Genomic DNA, 19,724 nt, shown 5'->3' with positions numbered 1-19,724 from the left:
ACGCCGGGCTTTTTCATGTGAAAACGATGCGGAAGGTTCAGCTCTTGCGCTGATTTTCTTCCTCGACCGCCGCTTCGTGGTACCAGCCGTCAAAATCCGCGTGCGTGTAACGCAGCGAAGCGAGCTCTGCCGCGAATTTCGCCTTTGCGCCTAAATTTGAGGCAGAGTTACGCGCTGCCAGAGGGAACGTCAGAATTTTTGCCGACGGACGGGATTGGACGACTTCCATGGGCGGTCTCCTTTCTTTTTCAGGAGCTTGTCGATTCAGCTTCCCACAAGATAGGGCTTGCGATTCATTTAGGCAATATGCCTACGAAAAGATCAGTAATTGCCTAATATTTATGCATAATCTGCGTTTGACTGCTGTGGACCCAGTGATGAGGCGGCTCAGCAAATTCGACGCGATATCACGGCCATTTTGCCGCACCCGCCGAAGCCGGAGTGGCACACGAATTGCATTTTAAGGACCGGCAGCGCCGGCTGCCGACGGCGGACGCATGTCGACGCCGTTTGGTGTTCGGTGAACAAGCAACGAGAGGCTAGAATGACGAAATATAAGCTCGAGTACATTTGGCTCGATGGTTACACCCCGGTCCCCAACCTTCGCGGCAAGACGCAGGTCAAGGAATTCGCCGAATTCCCGACGCTCGAACAGCTGCCGCTGTGGGGCTTCGACGGCTCCTCGACCATGCAGGCCGAAGGCCGCAGCTCCGATTGCGTGTTGAAGCCGGTGGCGCTTTACCCGGATCCGGCCCGCACCAACGGCATTCTCGTCATGTGCGAGGTCATGATGCCCGATGGCGTCACCCCGCATGAATCCAACAGCCGAGCGACCATCCTCGACGACGAGGACGCCTGGTTCGGTTTCGAGCAGGAATATTTCTTCTACAAGGATGGCCGTCCGCTCGGCTTCCCGGAGAGTGGCTATCCCGCGCCGCAGGGCCCGTACTACACCGGCGTCGGCTACAAGAACGTCGGCGACGTCGCGCGCAAGATTGTCGAAGAGCATCTCGACCAGTGCCTTGCGGCCGGCATCAACCATGAAGGCATCAACGCCGAAGTGGCCAAGGGCCAGTGGGAATTCCAGATTTTCGGCAAGGGCTCCAAGAAGGCCGCCGACCAGATCTGGATGGCGCGCTACCTGCTGCTGCGTCTGACCGAGACTTACGGCATCGACATCGAGTTCCACTGCAAGCCGCTCGGCGATACCGACTGGAACGGCTCGGGCATGCACTGCAACTTCTCGACCAAGTTCATGCGCGAAGTCGGCGGCAAGGCTTATTTCGAGGCGCTGATGGCGCAGTTCGACAAGAACCTGATGGACCACATCGCCGTCTACGGCCCGGACAACGACAAGCGCCTGACCGGCAAGCACGAGACTGCGCCGTGGAACAAGTTCAGCTATGGCGTCGCCGACCGTGGCGCCTCGATCCGCGTGCCGCACTCCTTCATCAAGAACGACTACAAGGGCTATCTGGAAGACCGCCGTCCGAACTCCCAGGGCGACCCCTACCAGATCGCTTCGCAGGTGCTGAAGACGATCTCGCAGGTTGCGACCGACGCGAAGGTCTCGGCAGCCGCCTGATTGTTTCGCGGCGCGGATCGCAAGGTCCACGCCGCGAGCAGGACTCGATAACAAAAAGCCCTGGCGGAAACGCCAGGGCTTTTTCATGCTCGCGAAGGGCGGGTGCGTCTGCCGCTGTCAGCCGGCGACTGCCCAGCGCGCCTTCAGCGCCGCCAGCACCTTCGCATGCGGCAAAGCAGGGCTGCGGTTGCCGTCGCGGCCGGTCATGTCGCCGTTGGCGACCAGCGCGTTGAGTACCGCCTCCTCGGTCGCCTGCACGACGGCTGCATAGAAATCGTCCATGCGCCCCCACGGGATGAAATCCATGTGGCTGTAGCTCTTTTCGCTGGCCGGGCCCTTTGGAAAACGGCCGTTGAGCGCATCGCGGTTGGCGGTCGAAAAGGCGAGAAAAATGTCGCCGGAGAAATGCGAGCCGGTGGTGCCGGTCCGCGCCAGGCCGAGCGGTACGCGCCTGGCCAGCGCCTTGCATTGGCCAGGCAGAAGTGGCGCGTCGGTGGCGACGATGCCGATGCAGGAGCCGGCGCCCGTCGGGCCGCCCTGGAAATAGGCCTCCATCGGGTTGTCGTCTGCCATTTGATCGCCAAGCGGTAGGCCGGCGATGGTGAGTTCATGGCGCGAACCGAAATTGGCCTGCAGGAAGACGCCGACCGTGTAGGAGCGATGGCCGTAGTCGACGATCCGCGAGGCGGTGCCGGAGCCACCCTTGAAGGCATAGCAGTTCATGCCCGTGCCGCCGCCGACCGAGCCTTCCTCGATGCGCCCGCTCGTTGCGTTGTCGATCGCGGCCATCGCGTGGTCGACCGTGACATGCGAGCCATTAATGTCGTTGAGATAGCCGTCCCAGGTTTCGGCCACCACCGGCAGCAGCCACTGGTTGGCGACATCGGGCTTGTGGCGCGCCACCCAGTCGATGACGCCGCGATGGCAGGGGCCGATCGCATGGGTGTTGGTGATCAGGATCGGCAGGCTGATGCTGCCGGCCTCCTCGATCCACGGTGCGCCGGTCATCTCGCCATTGCCGTTGAAGGAGTGGTAGCCGGCGGCACAGGCGACACCGACGCCGGCATGGCCGAACGGCAGGATAGCCGTCACGCCGGTGCGCACAGGCCCCTGTCCGAGGTCGAGTTTGCCTTCGCCTTGAATGATTGTGGAATATCCGACCAGGACACCGTCGACATCGGTGATGGCATTGGCGGGACCGGGCGTGCCTTGCAAGGGGATGCCGAGCGCCCGGGCTCGTGCTTTGCCGGCTGGCGTTGTGGTCTGCGTCGGCAGTTGGTCCATGCTTGGGTTTCGCTCCGTTGAAATAAGCCGGCTCAGCGAAGGCTGCAGCCGGTCGCAAGCTCGGCATAGCTGGTCAGGATTGCCAGTGCCGAAGCCTGATCGACCGCGGGCACGACGTTGACGAGATGCAGCCCCAGCCCGTCCTCGAGCACCACCAGGCTGCGCGCGATCGTCTCGCTGGTCGCCTGCAGTTTGAAGATGCCGATGGCCGCACCCGCTTCCAGGATGCCGACATAGATCGACACCTGCCGCTCGAACAAGGTGATGTGGCGGGCCGCATAGCTCGCATCCGAGCGCGAATAGGCGCCGAGCTCGAGCAGCAGCCGGCAGAGCTGGTCGTCCGCGTCGGTCGGCAGCCCGCTTTCGATCATCGTTTTCAGCCGCAACCGTGGATCGGCGATCTCGGCGACCGACGCCGCGCGTATCGTGCAGAACCGCTCGACAGCCTTGCGCTGCACATCGTCCAGCAGGTCCTTGAGGCCGGGATAGTAGTAGAGCAGGGCGCTCGAACTCATCCCTGCCTCATTGGCGACGTCGCGCAGCGTGACGCCGGCAAGGCCGCGCCTGGCGATCATCGATTCAGCTGCCGCGACGAGGGTGAGGCGGCGATCGGTCTGGGTTTTGGGTCGTCCCATTTCTATTTCCTGAATTTGATTCAGTTTAAAACTGGTGTGTGAAATTGTGCAAGCACCATTGCGGCATAATCATTGACGATATCTGACTCCATCGATAGGTTCCGCAGCGGAGGATAATTTTTATCTTATTAAAAAAAGGGGAGGACGATGTCTACAAGCGAAGCAACAACAGGGGCGGTCGACAAGGCCGCGCCAACCGCCAAGGGACTGGACCGGGCGCTCAACGCGCTGGGTACGCTGATGATCGTCTTGTCAGCCGTGACGCCGGCATCCTCGGTGTTCATCATCGTGCCGGGTGTCATCGCGCTTGCCGGCACAGGCTCATTCCTGAGTTTCGTTATCGCCGCGGTCATCGGCCTGTTCATGGCCTTCGTCTACGCCGAACTGTCGTCGGCCTATCCGATGGCCGGCGGCGAATATACCATGATCGGCCGCACGCTTGGCCGCTTCTGGGGCTTTGTCACGCTGGTGCTGGTGTTCGTCTCGATCGTGCTGATCGTCGCCGTCATCGCGCTCGGCGTCGGCACCTATCTCGGCGTGCTCATTCCCAACCTCAGCCCGCAATGGGTCGGCGTGGTGACGATCGCGCTGGCCGGCACGGTCGCGGCCATGCGCATCAAGCTCAACGCCTTTGTCACCGGCATCTTCCTCGGCATCGAAATGCTGGCGCTGCTGATCCTGACCGGTCTCGGCTTTGCCCATGTCGAGCGGCCGCTCTCCAGCCTGTTCACATCGCCGCAATTGCTCGATGGTACCAACACGCTGGTCCCGGCCTCGGCCGGCATCATCCTTGCGGCCACCGCCGTTTCGCTCTTTGCCTATAATGGCTACGGCGCGGCGGCCTATTTCGGCGAGGAGACGCAGGACGCCAAACGCAATATCGGCAAGGTCGTGGTCTGGGCGCTGTTGATCACCGTCGCCGCCGAGCTCATTCCGCTGACCGCAGTGCTGCTCGGCTCCCCGGATCTGGTGGGCCTGCTAGCAGCGCCGCAGAAGATCGAGTACTTCCTCGAGGCGCGGGGCGGTCATGCGCTGACCGTGCTGATCAGCCTTGCCATCGCCGTCGCCATCTTCAACGCGGTCATCGCCATCATCCTGCAGGCGGCACGGCTGCTGTTCAGCTCCGGCCGCGACAAGACCTGGTTCGGTCCGATCAACGCCGCCGTCGCCTCTGTCCATGGCAGCTACGCGTCGCCCTGGATCGCCACCATCGTCGTATCGGTGCTGGCGGCGGTCGCCTGCTTCATCGACATCAATCTCCTGCTGGTGGTCAGCGGCACGTCGCTGGTGGTGATCTACGCGCTTCTGTGCGTGGCGGCGTTTGCCGGCCGCCGCAATGGCAGCACGGCTGGCGGACATTACCGCATGCCGTTGTTTCCGGTGCCGGCCGTTCTTGCCTTCGTGGCGCTGGTTTATGTCGCCTATCAGAACCTGCTCGACGCCGCCTTCGGCCGCCCGAGCCTGATCGCGACGCTGCTGATTATGGTCGTGGCGGCGATCTACTACGTGCTGGTGCTGGCCAGGCGAACGGACTGGAACCTGCACGGCCCCGACGAACTTGCCGGATAGGCGTCACCCTCCGACTCTTGTCCCTGCAAGAACCCCGGCTTCGGTCGGGGTTCTCTTTTGGCCGTGATGGCCTGGCGGGGCGAATACCCCCAAAAAAAGTCAGGTTGAAAAGGATTGAACAAATTCACCGGAAGGGGAGGCTTTTGACTGACGACCGTTGGCGCCACTGGTGTCGTGCGTTTCCGAGTTCGCTGGAAAAGCCCGGAAAACAGGCTGTTCCGGCTCATCCGTACACCAACGATCCTGTCTATAAGCCTCTGTTCATACATCGAAATCGGCGATTTGTGCCTCCGGCGGCGGCGTTGACAGATCACGCTGCGGCATGCGTATTCACGGGCTATGGGGTTACGCCAAAGCGATGCTGTTCGAACGGGGCGGGGTTTCTTGAACGACGGCATTGGCGGGGGCGCCGGACGAGCGGGCATTGCAGCCTGAGGCAGTGTGCCGCTCGCTCCTGGCGTTTGATTGCGCCTGAAGTGGTTGCCCGCTAGCCTTCATTTTGCGTCTTCTGCCAGGTCACTGGCCAGTCCGACTATCAACAATCTTTAAAACCAAAAGAGCTCGCCGCGCTGTTGCGTGGTCATGCGGTTCATCGCGAAGGGTCGAGACAGCAAAAAGCCCTTGAAGGGGGGATCCTTCAAGGGCCTTTCGATGCTATCCGCAGAGGTTCTCAGACCGAGTAGTACATGTCGTATTCGACCGGATGCGGGGTCATTTCGAAGCGCATCACTTCGGCCATCTTCAGCTCGATGTAGCTGTCGATCTGGTCGTCGTCGAAGACGCCGCCGGCCTTCAGGAAGCCGCGGTCCTTGTCGAGGCTCTGCAGGGCTTCACGCAGCGAACCGCAGACGGTCGGGATCTTCTTCAGCTCCTTCGGCGGCAGGTCGTAGAGATCCTTGTCCATCGGCTGGCCGGGATGGATCTTGTTCTTGATGCCGTCGAGGCCGGCCATCAGCATGGCGGCGAAGGCGAGGTAGGGGTTCGCGCCCGGATCGGGGAAGCGGACCTCGACGCGCTTGGCCTTCGGCGACGAGCCGAACGGGATGCGGCAGGAGGCCGACCGGTTGCGCGCCGAATAGGCAAGCAGCACCGGCGCTTCATAGCCCGGCACCAGACGCTTGTAGGAGTTGGTCAGCGGGTTGGTGAAGGCGTTGATCGCCTTGGCGTGCTTGATGATGCCGCCGATGTAGAACAGGCAGCTTTCCGACAGGCCGGCATATTCATTGCCGGCGAAGGTCGGCTTGCCGCCCTTCCAGATCGACTGGTGGACGTGCATGCCCGAGCCATTGTCGCCGAAGATCGGCTTCGGCATGAAGGTGGCCGTCTTGCCGTAGGCGTTGGCGACCTGGTGCACGACATATTTGTAGATCAGCATCTTGTCGGCGTTGCGCACCAGCGTGTCGAACTTGATGCCGAGTTCGTGCTGCGCGGCGGCGACCTCATGGTGATGCTTTTCGACGCGCACGCCCATTTCGGCGAGCACGGTCAGCATCTCGGAGCGCATGTCCTGCGCGCTGTCGATCGGCGGCACCGGGAAATAGCCGCCCTTGACGCGCGGACGGTGGCCGAGATTGCCGGTCTCGTAGTCGGTGTCGTCGTTGGACGGCAGTTCGGTGGAATCGAGCTTGAAGCCGGTGTTGTAGGGGTCGGCCTTGTACTTGACGTCATCGAACACGAAGAACTCGGCTTCCGGGCCGACGAAGATCTGGTCGCCGATGCCTTCGGCCTTCATGTAGGCCTCGGCCTTCTTGGCGGTGCCGCGCGGGTCGCGGTTGTAGGATTCGCCCGAAACCGGATCGAGAATGTCGCACAGGATGACCATGGTCGACTGGGCGAAGAACGGGTCCATATGGACCGTGTCCGGATCGGGCATCAGCACCATGTCGGACTCGTTGATGGCCTTCCAGCCGGCAATCGAGGAGCCGTCGAACATGACGCCATCGGCAAACATGTCTTCCTCGACCTCGACGACATCCATCGTTACGTGCTGCAGCTTGCCCTTCGGGTCGGTGAAGCGCAGGTCGACGAATTTCACGTCGTTGTCCTTGATCTGCTTCATGATGTCTTTGGCTGTCGTCATGTCATGTATCCCTGTTTGATGACGTTTTTTGATGGATGACGTTTCTTATAGGATGGTCGCGTCAGACGGCGTCCATTCCGGTTTCGCCGGTGCGGATGCGCACGACTTCCTCGATATTGGAGACGAAGATCTTGCCGTCGCCGATACGGCCGGTCTGGGCCGCCTTGCGGATGGCTTCTATCGCGCCTTCGACCGCATCGTCGCCGAGGACAACTTCGATCTTCACCTTGGGCAGGAAATCGACGACATATTCGGCGCCACGGTAGAGTTCGGTATGGCCCTTCTGGCGTCCGAAGCCCTTGGCCTCGGTCACGGTGATGCCTTGCAGTCCGGCCTCCTGAAGCGCTTCCTTCACTTCGTCCAGCTTGAATGGCTTGATGATCGCTTCGATCTTTTTCATGTAAAAAGTGGCCTCCACTGCCAAAAAAACGGGTTGTGAGCCCCCGCTTGCGCCTCCATCAAGCACGAACTGTGCCAGATAGCTGGATTCGAAGCGGTTTCATATGATTTCCAAGTCACGTCGCGCCGAGGTGCAAATTCGCGTCATTCGATACATCGGATGCGGCATGAGCTGCTGAAGCCTACACAGTGCCAGCACTTGCATCCGCATAATAATTAGGCAGATCGCCCATCGATTGTGCATCTTTGCGCCTCGATACCCTCCTGGCGACATGGCCGCAGCTGATGATGAACTCCTCTTCGTTTGCTTCGGCCGGAAAACTGGACAATGCTTGATCGAATGCGGATCGGCAATCCATGAGCGATGAAGTTCTTTCTCCGGCCGAGATGGGCGAGGCGGATCGGCTGACCATTGCCGCCGGCCCAGTCGACGGCATCGGCCTGATGCGCCGCGCCGGCGAAGCGGTCGCAGCCGAGATTCTCAGGCGTTATCCCTCTGCAACACATGTTCATGTGCTTTGCGGCCCTGGCAACAATGGCGGCGACGGCTATGTCGTCGCCCGCATCCTGGCCGGCAGCGGCGTCGCCACCACTGTCTGGGCGTCCGGTGCGCCGAGGCCGCAAAGCGACGCGGCGCTCGCCGCGGCAGAGTGCCCGATCGCGCCCCGGCCGCTGTCCGGCTTTGTAGCCGAGCCCGGCTCGATCGTGGTCGATGCGCTTTACGGGGCAGGGCTGTCCAAGCCGATGTCTGGTGATGCCGCCAGGGCGGTCGGCATCGCCACCGATCGGCGTTTGCCAGTTGTCGCGGTCGATCTACCCTCGGGCGTTTCTGGCAACAGCGGCAAAGTATTGGGCGTGGCATTTACCGCTACCACCACGGTGACCTTCGCCCGCAAGAAGCCAGGCCATCTGTTGCTGCCGGGTCGGGAGCGATGCGGCGAGATCGTGCTGGCCGATATCGGCATCGGCGACGACATCATCGCATCGCTCCAGCCCCGGACGTTCGAGAACTGGCCGGCGCATTGGCTGCGCGATTTCCCGGTGCCGGCTGTCGACGCGCACAAATACAAGCGCGGCCATGTCGGCGTCTTTTCCGGCGGGCCGAGCGCCACCGGCGCGGCGCGGCTGTCGGCGCTTGCCGCCGCCCGAAGTGGGGCAGGGGCTGTGACCGTGCTGTCGCCGGGCAACGCCATGCAGGTCAATGCCGCCCATCTGACCTCGATCATGCTGCGCAAGACCGATGACGTCACGGACATCGAGGAATTTGTCGGCGAACACCGGCCTTCGGCCTTCGTTCTCGGCCCCGGCTTTGGCGTCGGGGAGAGAACGCGGACTTTTGGACTTGCGCTCCTCGCCTCCGGCAAGCCGCAAGGTGCTTCGGCACGGGTCGATGGCCTTGTGTTCGACGCCGACGCGATCACCGCGTTTCGCGAGGCGCCGGACGTTTTGTTCGAAGCTGTGCGCGGGCCGAATGCGCCGGCCCTGGTGATGACACCGCATGAAGGGGAGTTCGCCAGGCTGTTTCCTGACATTGCCGGTGACCATGGCTCGTCCAAACTCGACAAGGCACGTGCAGCGGCCACCCGTGCCAATGCCGTTATCGTCTATAAAGGCGCCGATACGGTGATCTCCGCGCCCGATGGCCGGGCGGCCATCAATGCCAACGGCGCAGCCTGGCTTGCCACTGCCGGGTCGGGCGACGTGCTGTCCGGCATTACCGCCGGGCTGCTGGCGCAAGGCATGCCGGCGTTCGAAGCGGCTCGCGCTGCTGTGTGGATCCATGCGGAGACCGGCAGCCGGTCCGGACCGGGGTTGATCGCCGAGGATCTGCCGCTGGCGCTGGTGCCGGTGCTGCGCGAACTGGTCGAAGCGCGGCAGAAGGTCATTGGATGAAGCGTTTCGCGCTCATCGTTGCGGCCGTCATCGCGCTGTTCGCGTCACACGGCGTGCACGCCGAGCAGCCGGTGACCATCGTAGATGATCCCGCTGTTCTCGCCGCGCTCGATGCCAGGGGCTTCGGCTTCGCCGGCATTTTCGGCGTCGATGGCGCGGACGATTTGAAAACGCTTTATGACAAGGCGCCGGCCTATCATGCGATCGTCGATACCGTGGCATCAGACATCGCCACGCTGCGGGCCGAGATAAAGGCTGGCGGGCGCACGCTTTACGAGGTGACCGACGGCAATGTCGGCCGCATCATGGATATGCGCTGGCTGAAGAGCGAGGCGGCGCGCTTCCGGCTGGTCGGCGTCGTCAACCGGCTCGACCGGCGTGATTTCGCTGCCTTGGAAGGCGACAAGAGCTGCGGCGAGGTGCGTTTCATCTATCGCCTGGCCTACAGTTTCAAGAAGGACGGCAAGGTTCTGGCCTCGCGGCTGCCGTTCAACTTCAACGCCGTCTACAGTGCGACAGCTGATGCCGATGGCGGCTGTGTCGGCGTTGCCGGGCGCTGGACGCCGCAACTCGATGAGAGCGTCGATGCCGGCTGGCTGAGCGGCGGGCCGCTGGAGCGGGCCGGGTTCACCTTCAAGCAGCTCGAACTCAATGCACAGGTGGTGCGCTTTCCCTCGGGCCAGGAGACCGAATTCGGCGGGCAGGCCGCGTATCTGATGCGCATCTTTGGCATCGATGGCGCCAAGGTCGGCGAGAAGCCCTTGGAGAATACGCCGGACACCGCACGCCTCTCACAAGACGCGGAGCTGAAGAAACGGCTTGCCGACTATGTCAGCACCAATGTCGCGGCGGTCGATCTCGGCGTCTACGAAATCCCGGACGAATTCCTGGCGAAGAAGGTCATCTCGTGGTCGACCTTCGGCAGCGCAAGACAGGCCAATCATCCGTTTACGCAAATATTCCAACCCAAGGAATTCGTATCGCTCGATTATTCCTCGATGAAGCTGGTTCGCACGCCGGAGGCGCTGGTCGAGCGGCTGGACAATGGCGCCTGCCAGGGCTGTCACCAGGCGGGGTCCACCGCCGGCTTCCACTTCATCGGCCTCGACGACAAGACGACGTCGCCGCTCAACCGCATCGAGGTCGGCATCTCGCCGCATCTCCATGCCGAGATTCCCCGGCGCCAGGCCTGGTTGCGCGCAACGCAAGACGGCAAGCAGCCGAACCGCTACCGGCCGCTGTCCTTCGCACCGCCCGCCACCTGGACCGAGACCGGCGATGTCAACTACGCGCCGGCGGAAATGGCGATGCCGTGCCTGATGCCGGACGATGCCAAGCGCTTCGGCGCGAGTTGGGCATGTGGCGGTGGCACGGTTTGCACGCCACTGGCGACCGCGTCTGGCGTGCGCACCACCCTGGCCCAGTGTCTGCTGCCCAAGGACAGCCAAGACAGCCCGAAAATGTTCTCCGGCCATCCTTGCCTGACCGGGTCGATCGCCAGCAACCAGTCGCAGCCTTTCAACGACCGCTACACGATATCAGGCCAGTTCGCCGCCTTCGCGCCGGGGATTTCGCGGACCGCCTATACCTGCCGGCCGCCGAAGATCGGCGTGCCGGCCGGCATCGCCTACCGCGCCTGCGACGACAAGGATCGCAACTTCGCCGCCTTCAAGAAGGGTAGGCCAATGCCGAACGAAATCTGCGGGCTGGTTGGCGGCAAGAAATTCGACACTTGCGTGGCGACCAACAATTTCGACCAGTGCCTCGGCGGCGCGGTCAATCGCGGCAACCGGCCGGCCTGCGATGCCGAGCATTTCTGCCGCGAGGATTATATGTGCCAGTCAATGCCGCCCGACATGCCGGGCATTTCAAAAGTGAAAGGCGTCGGCTTCTGCTCGCCGACCTATTTCATCTTCCAGATGCGCATCGACAACCACGCAACACCTTGGGCGAGCCCAACCAGCGCCACCATGGACGCGGGGTTCGGTGCGGCCGACGAAGAGTGAGGGCCCCCATCGGCCACCTCACAGCGGTATGTTGTCGTGCTTCTTCCAGGGGTTCTGCATGTCCTTGTTGCGCAGCATGCGCAGCGCGCGCGCAATACGGCGGCGGGTCGAGTGCGGCATGATCACCTCGTCGACATAGCCGCGTTCAGCGGCGACGAAGGGCGACAGGAAGCGATCCTCGTAAGTCTTTGTATGGGCTGCGATCTTTTCGGCGTCGCCAATGTCCTTGCGGTAGATGATCTCGACCGCGCCTCTCGCCCCCATGACCGCGATCTGCGCCGTCGGCCAGGCATAGTTCATGTCGCCGCGCAGATGTTTTGAGGCCATGACATCATAGGCGCCACCATAGGCTTTTCGGGTGATGACGGTGATCTTCGGCACGGTCGCTTCGGCATAGGCGAACAAGAGCTTGGCGCCGTGCTTGATCAGCCCGCCATATTCCTGTGCGGTGCCCGGCAGGAAGCCCGGCACATCGACGAAGGTGACGATCGGGATCGAAAAACAGTCGCAGAAGCGCACGAAGCGCGCTGCCTTGCGGCTGGCGTCGGAATCGAGCACGCCGGCCAGCACCATCGGCTGGTTGGCGACGAAGCCGACCGTGCGGCCTTCGACACGGCCAAAGCCGGTGACGATGTTCTTGGCAAAGCTCTGCTGGATTTCGAAGAAGTCGCCTTCATCGGCGACCTTCAGGATCAACTCCTTGATGTCGTAGGGCTTGTTGGCGTTGTCGGGGATCAGCCGGTCGAGCGACAAATCATGGTCGGTGACCGACTGGTAGCATTCGATCTCGGGAAGCTCCGACGTATTCGACGCGGGCAGCAGATCGACCAGGCGGCGCATCTGCAACAGCGCCTCGACGTCATTGTCGTAGGCGCCGTCGGCGATGGAGGATTTCGTCGTATGCACCGAGGCGCCGCCGAGGCTCTCGGCGGTCACCGTCTCGTTGGTGACGGTCTTCACCACATCCGGTCCGGTGACGAACATGTAGGAGGTGTCGCGCACCATGAAGATGAAGTCGGTCATGGCAGGCGAATAGACGTCGCCGCCGGCGCACGGCCCCATGATCACGGAAATCTGCGGAATGACGCCGGAGGCCAGCACGTTGCGCTGAAAGATCTCGGCATAGCCGCCAAGCGCTGCCACGCCTTCCTGGATGCGGGCGCCGCCGGCATCGTAGAGGCCGATGATCGGCGCGCGGTTGCGCAGCGCCATCTCCTGCACCTTGATGACCTTCTCGGCATGGGCTTCAGACAGCGAGCCGCCGAACACGGTGAAATCCTTGGCGAAGAGATAGACCGGGCGGCCATTGACCGTGCCCCAGCCGGTGACGACGCCATCGCCGGCGATCTTGGTCTTCTCCATGCCGAAATCGGTCGAGCGATGCTCGACATACATGTCGAATTCTTCGAACGAGCCTTCGTCGAGAAACACCTCGATGCGCTCTCGCGCGGTCAGCTTGCCCTTCTTGTGCTGGGCATCGATGCGCGCCTGGCCGCCGCCCATGCGGGCGATCTCGCGCCGGCGCTCGAGTTCCTTCAGCACGTCCTTCATCGCTCGGTCCCCAAAATAGAAGCTGCATTTGTGGTAATGATGCCTGCCGGAGAGCGCAAGCGTCGGCTTTCGGCTGGTTTTTGCTGCGCTGCAACATGACGCCCCTTGCATTCCGGGGCGAACTCAGCCATATGCAGCCCATAGGCGCTTGGGCCGGGAGATTCCGGCCTTCTCGACAAATGAGACTGGTTGCGTCTGTTTTCCCTCTTTCCGGCAAATCGGTAAGGCGGCGAAAAAGCCCCGTGGCATGACGCCTGCGGGCACGACAGCGCAGCCGAGTGGACGATACCGTCCGCCCGCCTTGTCGTTTCATATCAAATTTTTCGACGGCAGGTTGCGCCCTGCCGCCATTGATGTTTGCGGCCAAGAGGCCGCTTGAAAGAAGATTATTTTGACCAACGAAAACACATTGCCCGGCAACGACACCGCGGAACTCTCCGGTTTCGCAGCGCTGGGAATTACGGGTGCGCTGCTCAAGGCCACCCACAATGCCGGCTTCACCGAGCCGAAGCCGATCCAGATGCAGGCCATCCCGCCGCAGCTGGAAGGCCGTGACATTTTCGGCATCGCGCAGACGGGCTCCGGCAAGACCGCGGCCTTTGCGCTGCCGATCCTCTCGAAGATCATCGCGCTCGGCACCAAGCGGCGCGCCAAGACGGCCCGTGCGCTGATCCTGGCGCCGACGCGTGAACTTGCCGTGCAGATCGAAGACACCATCAAGATCCTCGCAAAAGGCCAGCATGTCTCCACCGCACTGGTGCTGGGCGGCGTCTCGCGCTTCAGCCAGGTGAAGAAGGTAGCGCCCGGCGTCGACATCCTCATTGCCACACCGGGCCGCTTGACCGACCTGGTGCGCGAAGGCGACCTCATCCTCTCCGACACCAAATGGCTGGTGCTGGACGAGGGCGACCGTATGCTCGACATGGGCTTCATCAACGACGTCAAGCGTATCGCCAAGGCGACCGCGCCTGACCGCCAGACGGCGCTGTTTTCGGCCACCATGCCGGACGAGATCGCCGAACTGGCCAAGGGTCTCTTGAAGAACCCCGTCCGCATCGAAGTCTCGCCGCAAAGCACCGCGGCGGTCGAAATCTCCCAGGGCGTCGTCTTTGCCCGCACCAAGCAGAAGCGCCAGGTTCTGTCGACGATGCTCGCCGACGAGGCGATGAAGTCCGTCATCATCTTCTCGCGCACCAAGCATGGCGCCGACCGGGTGACCAAGGACCTCGAGCGCGACGGCTTCAAGGCCGCCGTCATTCACGGCAACAAGTCGCAGAACGCTCGTCAGAAGGCGCTGAATGATTTCCGTGAGGGATCGGTGCGCATTCTGGTCGCGACCGATATCGCGGCGCGCGGCATCGACGTTCCCGGCATCAGCCATGTCGTGAACTTCGACCTGCCGGACGAGGCTGAAAGCTACGTCCACCGCATCGGCCGCACCGGCCGCAACGGCATGGACGGCATCGCGATCACGCTTTGCGATCCTTCGGAAAACAGCAAGCTGCGCCAGGTCGAGCGCATCATCCGCACCAAGCTGCCAATCGTTGCCGACCATCTCGGCAGCCCCGATCCGCAGCGCAATCCGGCTGAAAAGAACGAGCGCTTCGAGCCCGCCAATGATCGCAACGACCGCAATGGCCGTCGCGACGGCAGGCGGCCGGGCGGCGAGAACAAGGGCAACGGCTTCGGCAAGAAGCGGTTCGGCGACAAGCCGGCCTTTGCCGGTGAACGCAAGCCGGAAGGCGGCAAGCCAGCCTTCAAGGGCAACAACAAGCGCCGCTTCGGCGGCAAGCGTCCGGCGGCGCGCGCTGCGTAACGAAGCCTCGTGACGGTCGGCCAAGCCTTGGCGCTTGGATGGCTGCCACACTGATAGAGAAAAGGGCGGTTGAAGCGAGGCTTCAGCCGCCCTTTTTGTCTCCGAGCCTTACTTCGCCACCGCCTCGACCCAAACAGCAATCCGTTGCGCCAGGAAAGCCGTTGTCGACGGCGACAGCGCGTCGCCGGCGATGACGTGATTGTCGGGATCGCCAGTGCTTTCGATGGGGACCAGTTCATGCGCACCACCCCAGCGCCCGGCGATCTCACGCGTGCGGTCCGGTCGCACAACTTTGTCCATATCCGAGAAGATGAACAGGGCAGGGATGTTAGCCTTCTCCACCGGCGCGCCATAGGCGAGTTCCGTCAGCGCCTGCATCGGCAGCGTCGCGGCAACCGGATATTTGGTGGCCCAGAATTTTTGGTGCAGCGCGTTGCGCGGCGCGAAGCTGCGCTCCTTGCCGATGACCAGTTCGGCGATCTGTTTGCCCCATGGCATGGTCAGGAGTTCGGCACCGGACGCCCTCACGCCAAAATTGGGGGAGATGAACGCAATGGCCGCCACCTCGTCCGATGCGCCTGGCTGCGTTGCCGCCCATGCCGCCAGCGAGCCGCCAGTCGAGGTTGAGATGACGATCACCTTGTCGCCGATCGCCCGCCCAATGGCGAGCGCTTCCTCATAATCGTTGATCCAGGCGTTGATGCTGCCTTGCGCCATCGCCGCGCCGTCCTGCCCGTGACCGGTGAGGCGGGTGTAGAAGAGGTTGGCGTCGAGCTGGTCGGCCACGTCGTCGGGCAGGGGGCGGACTTCGCCCTTTGAAGCCGAGAAGCCGTGGATGTAGACGATCGACAGCGGCGTCTTGGCATGCACCATCGGGTTGGCCCAGACGATCTCCTTCTCCAGCCCGTCACGGATACCGGGCACGGCGGCTTCCACCTTTGCCACATAGGCCTGCGGATCGTCACCGATGACGGAAGGATCGAAGCGGATCGTGGTGTCGACGGGAACGCGTGGGCCAAAGACGAAAGCCAGAGCAAGAACGGCGATCAGGCCCAGCACAGCAAGCACGATCCGTCGCCCCATTGCAGACTCCACGCAACAACAACAAACCTATGGTGGCGGCCATGAACAGGCAACGGCCGTCCAGGCAGCCACACCACCAATCCTGTGGGCATCCTATTTGTTGGGCGGCTTGCGCTCGTAATGCAGCGGCCTTGCCTTCCAGCTGGTCGTCAAGATGATCACCCACCGGGTGATCGGCCTGGGCAACAAAGCGAGAAATTTCAGAGGCCAGCTCGTGCGGTAGGGAAAGGTGACTTCGAAGCCACCGGATTTGATTGCCTTCACCATGCGGCGCGTCGCCCGGCTGACCGGCATCAGGCCCGGCATTGGCAGCATGTTCTTTTCGGTCAGCGGCGTGTCGACAAAACCGGGGTTTATCACCTGGACGCGGATGTTCATCTTGTCGAAGTCATATTTCAGCGACTCGGCCAGGATGTTGATCGCCGCCTTGGTGCCGCCATAGGCGGCCGTCGTCGGCCAGCCGAAATAGGCGGTGACCGATCCGACGAGCACGACATGGCCGCGCGATCGCACGCGCATATGCTCCACGACCGGCACCAGCCCGTTGATGATGCCGAAATAGTTGACCTCGAAGGACTTGCGAAAGTCGCTGACGACGAGAGCCTCTCCAGGCGTCGAAATGTAGTTCCCCGCATTGAAGACGGCGAGCACGATCGGGCCGAGTTCCTTCTCGATCGCGGCAACCGTTTTTGCCATGCGCGGCTCGTCGGTGACATCGCAGGGAAAAGCGGTAACGCTACCGGGCATCTGCGTGGTCTCGACGATGAGCGTGTCGATCGGGTCGTCATCGAGTGCGGTTACCGCCACCGCGTAGCCCTGCGACGCCAGATCCCTGGCCAGCGAGCGGCCAATGCCGCTGCTGCCGCCCGTGACCCAGGCGACGCCGTGTTTCGGATCGGCCCGATAGAGTGTCATGCTGCGCCCTGCCGAGTTTGTTGGTGCTCTGCTCTAGCGGTGAAGAAATCGAATGGAAAGAGTGCTTTTCGACCACAGGTGCAAATGAACTGTGCGGCATCGAGCCCGGCCTGGAGGCTGCAGATACACCGCAGTGCCGGAAATGCGACTGGACCAGGCAAATTCTTGCCTTGAAACCGAAGCTTCGGGTTTCTAGGGTTTCGGCGCACGCACACAAGGAATCCTGAATGCCCCGTTCTGTGATCGACGCGATCGGCAACACGCCTCTGATCCGCCTCAACAAAGCTTCCGAAGAAACCGGCTGCGAGATCCTGGGCAAGGCCGAATTCATGAATCCGGGGCAATCGGTCAAGGATCGCGCCGGCCTGTTCATCATCCGTGACGCCGAACAGCGCGGCCTGTTGAAGCCGGGCGGTGTCATCGTCGAGGGGACGGCCGGCAACACCGGCATCGGGCTGACGCTGGTCGCCAAGGCGCTGGGTTATCGCACCGTCATCGTTATCCCGGATACGCAGAGCCAGGAAAAGAAGGACACCATCCGGTTGCTCGGTGCTGAGCTGATCGAGGTGCCGGCCGTGCCCTACAAGAACCCCAACAACTACGTGAAACTGTCGGGACGGCTCGCCGAGCAGATGGCCAGGAGCGAGCCGAACGGTGCCATTTGGGCCAACCAGTTCGACAATGTCGCCAACCGCGATGGACATATCCGCACCACCGCGGAGGAAATCTGGGACCAGACCGGCGGCAAGGTCGACGGTTTCGTCTCGGCGGTGGGTTCCGGCGGCACGCTGGCTGGCGTTGCCTTCGGGCTGAAGGCCAAGAGCAAGGATGTGAAGATCGCGCTCGCCGATCCGCTCGGGGCCGCGCTCTACAGTTTCTACACCAGCGGCGAATTGAAGTCCGAGGGCAGTTCGATCACCGAAGGCATCGGGCAGGGGCGCATCACCGCCAATCTCGAAGGATTCACACCGGACTTCTCGTTCCAGATCAAGGACGAGGACGCACTGCCGATCGTCTTCGACCTGATCCAGGAAGAAGGCCTGTGCGTCGGCGGCTCGACCGGCATAAACATTGCCGGCGCCATCCGTCTGGCCAGGGAATTGGGTCCCGGCCACACCATCGTGACCATTCTTTGCGACTACGGTACGCGCTATCAGTCGAAGCTGTTCAACCCGGAATTTTTGCGCGAGAAGAACCTGCCTGTACCGGGCTGGATGGAGCTGCAGAGCAAGATTTCGGTGCCGTTCGAAAAGGTCGCGTGATGGCGCACAAGACGGAAGCGCTGTTTCGCGACGATGCCTATCTCAGCACGGCGGACGCGACGGTCGTTGCCGTCAACGAGCGCGGCGGCATCATCCTCGACCGGACCATATTCTATGCCACCTCGGGCGGCCAGCCGGGCGATACCGGCTATCTCCAACGCGCCGATGGCGGCCGCATCGCCATTGCCGCCACCATCACGGGTGAGACCAAGGACGAGATCATCCATGTGCCGGCGCCGGAGCAGGCGACCTTGGCGGTTGGCGAGAGGGTCAAACTCGCCATCGACTGGGAGCGCCGGTATCTCCTGATGCGCATGCACGCCGCTTGCCACCTGCTTACCGTCGTTTGCCCATTTCCGATCACCGGTGCGGCGGTTTCCGAGGACGACAGCCGTGTCGATTTCGACATTCCGGACGCTAGCTTCTCGAAGGAAGAGGTGACCGCGCGCCTGATGGATCTGGTGCGGGCCAATCATCCGATTTTCACCAGGCTGATCAGCGACGAGGAACTCGCCGCCAACCCTGGCCTAGTCAAGTCGAAGAACGTCCGGCCGCCGGTTGGCACCGGCAAGATCCGCCTGGTCTGCATCGGCGAGAATGCCTCGGTGGACAGCCAGCCCTGCGGCGGTACGCACGTGAAAAGCACCGGCGAAATCGGTGAAATCCACATCGGCAAGATCGAGAAGAAGGGCCGCGAGAACAGGCGCTTCCGCATCCGCTTCGGCCCGATGCCGGCGAACTGAGGTCGGACAGCACTTGGCTTTCTATAACTGGTCAGGCGATCCTGAGATACCTTACGCCAGGTGACGGAAACTGGAAGGTGGTCGCTCCACCCACGCCTCGATCTGCTCGGTGACGAACTTGGCTGCCTGATGGTGGATGAAGTGACCGGCGCCGGGCAAGGCCACCAGTGCGGTCACGTTGTCGACCTCGCGGAACGTGCCGTCAAAAGCGCTGGCCGGGACATAAGGATCATCGGTGCCGAACAGCACCAGGGTCGGTGCCTTGACGAGAGGCAACGGCCCTAAGTCAGGCACTCTGCCAAGCGGTATGTTGGCCCTGTAGTAGCCCAGCATCGCCTCCGGATCGGATCGCCTGAGGGAGTCCACCAGGGCTTGCCTGTCCGCCGGATCAGTGACCCATGCGCAGAGTTCGTTGATGTCCAGCATCTGGGCTGCGCCCGGTACCTGGAAGCGGCGTATGTAGCCGGTGATCTCGGCATTGGCCGGATCGGCAATCGCACGCAGATGATTGCGCGGGTGCGGAGTCGACAACAGGACGAGATGGCGCACGACCTGCGGCACTCGTATGGCCAGCCACCATGCGATGATACCGCCCCAATCGTGGCCGACAATCGCGGCCTGGGTCAGCTTTTCAGCGGCGAGAACGGCCAGCACGTCGTTGACCAGGTTTGCCAGCACATAGTTGCCGTAACCCTGCGGCGCATCGCTTTGTCCGAAGCCACGCAGGTCCGGCGCGATCACGCGATAGCGGCCGCAAAGCGCCTGCATCTGCCGGCGCCAGCCCATTCCATGATCCGGAAAGCCGTGCAGAAAGACGATCGGCGGGCCAGAGCCCGCCGCCGTGTAGTGCAATTTGACGTTGCCGTTGACCGCGATCCTGGATTCGAACATCGCGCCCAAGCT

The 19,724-nt window shown here is 62.4% G+C and carries 16 protein-coding genes; 7 read left to right on the top strand and 9 right to left on the bottom strand.

Annotated features, from left to right (window positions below):
- Positions 1–37: 37 nt before the first annotated feature.
- Positions 38–229 carry a DUF2735 domain-containing protein gene (locus tag AC0V8S_RS23500; RefSeq protein ID WP_475433663.1) on the bottom strand — a complete coding sequence of 64 codons (192 nt, stop codon included), beginning with the start codon at positions 227–229 and terminating at the stop codon, positions 38–40.
- 315 nt (positions 230–544) lie between these two features.
- Between AC0V8S_RS23500 and AC0V8S_RS23495 the strand changes: the two genes are divergently transcribed.
- Positions 545–1,585 (top strand): glutamine synthetase beta-grasp domain-containing protein, encoded by a 1,041-nt coding sequence (locus AC0V8S_RS23495; RefSeq protein WP_475433661.1) that lies wholly within the window; start codon positions 545–547, stop codon positions 1,583–1,585.
- Positions 1,586–1,702: 117 nt separating this feature from the next.
- Here the strand turns inward: AC0V8S_RS23495 and AC0V8S_RS23490 are convergent, their stop codons facing one another.
- The gene (locus AC0V8S_RS23490; RefSeq protein WP_475433660.1) at positions 1,703–2,869 is read right to left on the bottom strand and encodes a DmpA family aminopeptidase; all 1,167 of its coding nucleotides are present in this window, start codon (positions 2,867–2,869) and stop codon (positions 1,703–1,705) included.
- Between the two features lie 32 nt (positions 2,870–2,901).
- A complete protein-coding gene (locus AC0V8S_RS23485) occupies positions 2,902–3,504 on the bottom strand; it encodes a TetR/AcrR family transcriptional regulator (RefSeq protein ID WP_475433658.1) in 603 nt (200 codons plus the stop codon).
- A 147-nt stretch (positions 3,505–3,651) separates the two neighbouring features.
- Here AC0V8S_RS23485 and AC0V8S_RS23480 point away from each other — a divergent pair, with 147 nt between their 5' ends.
- On the top strand, positions 3,652–5,073 hold the full coding sequence (locus tag AC0V8S_RS23480) for an APC family permease (RefSeq protein WP_475433656.1): 1,422 nt from the start codon (positions 3,652–3,654) through the stop codon (positions 5,071–5,073).
- 670 nt (positions 5,074–5,743) lie between these two features.
- Here AC0V8S_RS23480 and glnA read toward each other — a convergent pair.
- Both glnA and AC0V8S_RS23470 read right to left on the bottom strand, forming a co-directional pair.
- A complete protein-coding gene (gene glnA, locus AC0V8S_RS23475) occupies positions 5,744–7,153 on the bottom strand; it encodes a type I glutamate--ammonia ligase (RefSeq protein WP_095203303.1) in 1,410 nt (469 codons plus the stop codon).
- Positions 7,154–7,214: 61 nt separating this feature from the next.
- Positions 7,215–7,553 carry a P-II family nitrogen regulator gene (locus AC0V8S_RS23470; protein WP_006205430.1) on the bottom strand — a complete coding sequence of 113 codons (339 nt, stop codon included), beginning with the start codon at positions 7,551–7,553 and terminating at the stop codon, positions 7,215–7,217.
- A gap of 356 nt (positions 7,554–7,909) precedes the next feature.
- On the opposite strand from AC0V8S_RS23470, the gene AC0V8S_RS23465 reads away from it, so the two are divergent.
- Entirely contained in the window at positions 7,910–9,445 is a 1,536-nt protein-coding gene (locus tag AC0V8S_RS23465; protein WP_475433648.1) for an NAD(P)H-hydrate dehydratase, read from the top strand.
- Entirely contained in the window at positions 9,442–11,451 is a 2,010-nt protein-coding gene (locus tag AC0V8S_RS23460; protein ID WP_475433646.1) for a hypothetical protein, read from the top strand. Before AC0V8S_RS23465 ends, AC0V8S_RS23460 begins: the two co-directional genes overlap by 4 nt.
- Before the next feature lie 18 nt (positions 11,452–11,469).
- Here the strand turns inward: AC0V8S_RS23460 and AC0V8S_RS23455 are convergent, their stop codons facing one another.
- Positions 11,470–13,002 (bottom strand): acyl-CoA carboxylase subunit beta, encoded by a 1,533-nt coding sequence (locus AC0V8S_RS23455; RefSeq protein ID WP_095203307.1) that lies wholly within the window; start codon positions 13,000–13,002, stop codon positions 11,470–11,472.
- Positions 13,003–13,393: 391 nt separating this feature from the next.
- On the opposite strand from AC0V8S_RS23455, the gene AC0V8S_RS23450 reads away from it, so the two are divergent.
- Positions 13,394–14,818 (top strand): DEAD/DEAH box helicase, encoded by a 1,425-nt coding sequence (locus tag AC0V8S_RS23450; RefSeq protein WP_475433644.1) that lies wholly within the window; start codon positions 13,394–13,396, stop codon positions 14,816–14,818.
- Between the two features lie 108 nt (positions 14,819–14,926).
- On the opposite strand, the gene AC0V8S_RS23445 is transcribed toward AC0V8S_RS23450, so the two are convergent.
- Complete coding sequence (locus AC0V8S_RS23445; RefSeq protein WP_475433643.1) at positions 14,927–15,901, bottom strand: alpha/beta hydrolase; 975 nt, start codon at positions 15,899–15,901, stop codon at positions 14,927–14,929.
- A 93-nt stretch (positions 15,902–15,994) separates the two neighbouring features.
- Complete coding sequence (locus tag AC0V8S_RS23440) at positions 15,995–16,816, bottom strand: SDR family oxidoreductase (RefSeq protein WP_475433641.1); 822 nt, start codon at positions 16,814–16,816, stop codon at positions 15,995–15,997.
- A gap of 227 nt (positions 16,817–17,043) precedes the next feature.
- Here AC0V8S_RS23440 and AC0V8S_RS23435 point away from each other — a divergent pair, with 227 nt between their 5' ends.
- Both AC0V8S_RS23435 and AC0V8S_RS23430 read left to right on the top strand, forming a co-directional pair.
- Positions 17,044–18,078 carry a cysteine synthase A gene (locus AC0V8S_RS23435; protein ID WP_095203311.1) on the top strand — a complete coding sequence of 345 codons (1,035 nt, stop codon included), beginning with the start codon at positions 17,044–17,046 and terminating at the stop codon, positions 18,076–18,078.
- On the top strand, positions 18,078–18,821 hold the full coding sequence (locus tag AC0V8S_RS23430) for an alanyl-tRNA editing protein (RefSeq protein ID WP_475433639.1): 744 nt from the start codon (positions 18,078–18,080) through the stop codon (positions 18,819–18,821). The genes AC0V8S_RS23435 and AC0V8S_RS23430 overlap by 1 nt, the downstream gene beginning before the upstream one ends.
- 51 nt (positions 18,822–18,872) lie before the next feature.
- On the opposite strand, the gene AC0V8S_RS23425 is transcribed toward AC0V8S_RS23430, so the two are convergent.
- On the bottom strand, positions 18,873–19,712 hold the full coding sequence (locus AC0V8S_RS23425; RefSeq protein ID WP_475438684.1) for an alpha/beta fold hydrolase: 840 nt from the start codon (positions 19,710–19,712) through the stop codon (positions 18,873–18,875).
- Positions 19,713–19,724 lie beyond the last annotated feature (12 nt).

It is taken from the genome of Mesorhizobium oxytropidicola (assembly GCF_056174625.1).
Note: the sequence above shows the minus strand (reverse complement) of the source record. Positions and strands in the feature narration are given on the sequence as shown.

Bases quoted from the DNA above. Each gene is read 5' to 3' on its own strand.
- AC0V8S_RS23495 (WP_475433661.1), top strand. From the start codon at position 545: ATGACGAAATATAAGCTCGAGTACATTTGGCTCGATGGTTACACCCCG.
- AC0V8S_RS23485 (WP_475433658.1), bottom strand. From the start codon at position 3,504: ATGGGACGACCCAAAACCCAGACCGATCGCCGCCTCACCCTCGTCGCG.
- AC0V8S_RS23425 (WP_475438684.1), bottom strand. From the start codon at position 19,712: ATGTTCGAATCCAGGATCGCGGTCAACGGCAACGTCAAATTGCACTAC.
- AC0V8S_RS23455 (WP_095203307.1), bottom strand. From the start codon at position 13,002: ATGAAGGACGTGCTGAAGGAACTCGAGCGCCGGCGCGAGATCGCCCGC.
- AC0V8S_RS23440 (WP_475433641.1), bottom strand. From the start codon at position 16,816: ATGACACTCTATCGGGCCGATCCGAAACACGGCGTCGCCTGGGTCACG.
- AC0V8S_RS23465 (WP_475433648.1), top strand. From the start codon at position 7,910: ATGAGCGATGAAGTTCTTTCTCCGGCCGAGATGGGCGAGGCGGATCGG.
- AC0V8S_RS23480 (WP_475433656.1), top strand. From the start codon at position 3,652: ATGTCTACAAGCGAAGCAACAACAGGGGCGGTCGACAAGGCCGCGCCA.
- glnA (WP_095203303.1), bottom strand. From the start codon at position 7,153: ATGACGACAGCCAAAGACATCATGAAGCAGATCAAGGACAACGACGTG.
- AC0V8S_RS23460 (WP_475433646.1), top strand. From the start codon at position 9,442: ATGAAGCGTTTCGCGCTCATCGTTGCGGCCGTCATCGCGCTGTTCGCG.
- AC0V8S_RS23430 (WP_475433639.1), top strand. From the start codon at position 18,078: ATGGCGCACAAGACGGAAGCGCTGTTTCGCGACGATGCCTATCTCAGC.
- AC0V8S_RS23490 (WP_475433660.1), bottom strand. From the start codon at position 2,869: ATGGACCAACTGCCGACGCAGACCACAACGCCAGCCGGCAAAGCACGA.
- AC0V8S_RS23470 (WP_006205430.1), bottom strand. From the start codon at position 7,553: ATGAAAAAGATCGAAGCGATCATCAAGCCATTCAAGCTGGACGAAGTG.
- AC0V8S_RS23500 (WP_475433663.1), bottom strand. From the start codon at position 229: ATGGAAGTCGTCCAATCCCGTCCGTCGGCAAAAATTCTGACGTTCCCT.
- AC0V8S_RS23445 (WP_475433643.1), bottom strand. From the start codon at position 15,901: ATGGGGCGACGGATCGTGCTTGCTGTGCTGGGCCTGATCGCCGTTCTT.
- AC0V8S_RS23435 (WP_095203311.1), top strand. From the start codon at position 17,044: ATGCCCCGTTCTGTGATCGACGCGATCGGCAACACGCCTCTGATCCGC.